The 2,653-nt window shown below is 69.8% G+C and carries 2 protein-coding genes and 1 pseudogene; all 3 read left to right on the top strand.

What is annotated here, in order from left to right; all coding sequences use genetic code 11:
- A pseudogene (locus tag SACHA_RS25760) lies at positions 1-249 on the top strand (MFS transporter); the annotation flags it as partial.
- 249 nt (positions 250-498) lie between these two features.
- Positions 499-1,812: an extracellular solute-binding protein gene (locus SACHA_RS0117960; RefSeq protein WP_019812026.1), complete on the top strand. Its 1,314-nt coding sequence runs from the start codon at positions 499-501 to the stop codon at positions 1,810-1,812.
- Positions 1,809-2,653: carbohydrate ABC transporter permease (locus SACHA_RS0117965; protein ID WP_019812028.1), on the top strand; the 845-nt coding region annotated here is incomplete at its 3' end. The genes SACHA_RS0117960 and SACHA_RS0117965, both read left to right, overlap by 4 nt.

Genomic DNA, 2,653 nt, shown 5'->3' on the forward strand with positions numbered 1-2,653 from the left:
GTCACGGCCGCCGCCTACCGCCGCCTGCCACCCGGACTCGTCCCGCACGGCACCACCGCCCTCAGCGTCGTGCAACGGGTGGGCGGAGCGTTCGGGACCGCGGCACTGTTGACGGTCGCGCAACACGGCCTCGCCGGCGGTGCCCCGGCCGCCCCGGCGTACGGCACCGCCTTCGCCTGGACCGTGGCGTTGTCCGTGCTCGCACTGCTGCCCGCGGCACTCGTGCCGTCCGGACGGACCGACGACTGATCCGGACTTCGTTTCCTCCCCGAGGGAGGGGTTTCAGGCCTCTCCCGGAGATTTCGGCAGGGTTTGCCGTCACTTCCGTGACCTTCACTGTCGCCGCTCTCTCCTCCCCCCGCTCCCGGCCGTATCGAGACTCTCCGACACAGCGACGACCCGTCGGGCAACTTCCTGAAAGTTGCTGCAAACTCTTGCACACTCCCCGTCCGGCTGGCTACGGTTCGCTGCCGATCCCGGTCTCAGCGAGGAGAGCGCATGAAACGGACCAGCAGAATCGCGGCACTGGCCGCGGCCACCACACTCGTCGCCACCGCGTGCGGTGGTGGAGGTCAGAGTGACGCCGAGGCGCGCGTGGCCGAGGCGGTCGAGCAGGCCCGGCAGGACCCGCAGTCGGTGTCCGGCACGGTGACCTGGTGGGACACCTCCGACGCGACCAACGAGGCGCCCGCGTTCGAGGAACTGGTGTCCCGGTTCGAGGACGAGTACCCGAAGATCGACGTCGAGTACGTCAACGTCCCGTTCGACGGTGCCGACGACAAGTTCAAGACCGCGGCGCAGAGCGGTGACGGCGCACCCGACGTGATGCGGGCCGACGTGGGATGGACCCCCACCTTCGCCGCGCTCGGCTACCTGCAGCCGCTCGACGACACCCCGGCGCTGTCCGGCGCGGACGACTACCTGCCCGTGCCGATGCAGAGCTCGGTCTACGATGGACAGACGTACGGAGTTCCGGAGGTCACCGACACCCTCGCCCTGCTCTACAACAAGGAGCACTTCGAGCGGGCGGGCATCGAGCAGCCGCCGGAGACCTGGGGTGAGCTGCGCGAGACCGCCAAGAAACTGGAATCCGAGATCGACGGCACCACCGGGTTCTTCGTCAACGCGGACTCGTACTTCCTGCTGCCGTTCGTCTACGGGCAGGGCGGCGACTACGTGGACACGGACGCCGAGAAGATCACCATCGACAGCCCCGAGGTGACCGCCGCGATCGAGACCGCGCGGGGCCTCACCACCGATGGCGTGGGCACCACCGACACCAGCTCGAACAAGTACACGAACATGCAGAACGGCTTCAAGGACGGGTCGGTCAGCATGATCCTGAACGGCCCCTGGTCGGTGTCGGACGCGCTGTCCGGAGACGCCTTCTCCGACGCGGACAACCTCGGGGTCGCCGCGGTGCCCGCGGGGCCCGAGGGGCAGGGCGGCCCGGTCGGCGGGCACAACCTCACGATCTACGCGGGCACCCCAGACCTGGCCGCGTCGCTGCTGTTCGTCGAGTACCTGAACTCCGCCGAGAGCCAGGCGTACGTGGCCGAACAGAACAACACCCTGCCGACCCGGAAGTCGGTCTACGAGCGGCCGGAGGTGGCGGAGAACCCGGTGATCTCCGCCTTCGCCGAACCGGTCGAGCAGGCCGTGCCCCGGCCCTCCGCGCCGGGCGCCGGTGACCTCTACGACCTGTTCACGCCGCACTACGAACGGATCCTCGGCGGCGACACCTCCCTCGCCGAGGGGCTCGCCGACGCACAGCGGGAGGCGGCCGGCGCGGTTCCGGGCTTCGACTCATGACCTCGACGGTCACGAGTCCCCCGACCGGGGTGGCGCCGGACCCGGCGCCACCCCGGCGGCGGGGACTACGGCTGTTCACCCGGCACTGGTACGCCTGGGCGATGGTGGCCCCGGTGGTCGCCGTGCTGTCCGTGCTGGTGCTGTACCCGCTGGCGCAGGGCGTCTACCTGTCCCTGACCGACGCCGACGAGATGAACAGCGCCCGCACCATCGGGGCCAACGAGATCCCGGCGACGTACGAGTTCATCGGGCTGGACAACTACGTCGACATCCTCTCCGGCGCCGAGGGCACCTTCTACCCGAGACTCGTGTGGACTCTCGTGTGGACGGTGACCTGTGTGACGCTGCACTACTCGCTCGGTCTCGGGCTGGCGATGCTGCTCAACCGCGCGCTGCGCGGGCGCGGCCTGTACCGGATGCTGCTGATCCTGCCGTGGGCGGTGCCGCCGTTCGTGGCGGCGTTCGGCTGGCGGCTGATCCTCAACGATTCCGGCGGGGTGCTCAACGCCGTGCTCACCACGGTGGGCATCCCCGGGGTGGACTGGCTGGGACAACCGTTCACGGCGAAGGTCTCGGTCATCCTGGTCAACGTCTGGCTCGGGGTGCCGTTCATGATGGTCGCCCTGCTCGGCGGGTTGCAGACCGTGCCGCACGACCTCTACGAGGCGGCCGAGGTGGACGGCGCCTCGCCGTGGCAGCGCTTCCGCGCCGTCACCCTGCCGGGGCTGCGGCCGGTGTCCGGCACGGTGATCCTGCTCGGCACGATCTGGACGTTCAACCAGTTCCCGGTGATCGCGATGCTCACCGGCGGCGGCCCGGGCGGGGCGACGAACATCCTGGT

Origin of the sequence: Saccharomonospora halophila 8, from assembly GCF_000383775.1 — a bacterium.
Taxonomy (GTDB): domain Bacteria; phylum Actinomycetota; class Actinomycetes; order Mycobacteriales; family Pseudonocardiaceae; genus Saccharomonospora; species Saccharomonospora halophila.

Bases quoted from the DNA above. Each gene is read 5' to 3' on its own strand.
- SACHA_RS0117960 (WP_019812026.1), top strand. From the start codon at position 499: ATGAAACGGACCAGCAGAATCGCGGCACTGGCCGCGGCCACCACACTC.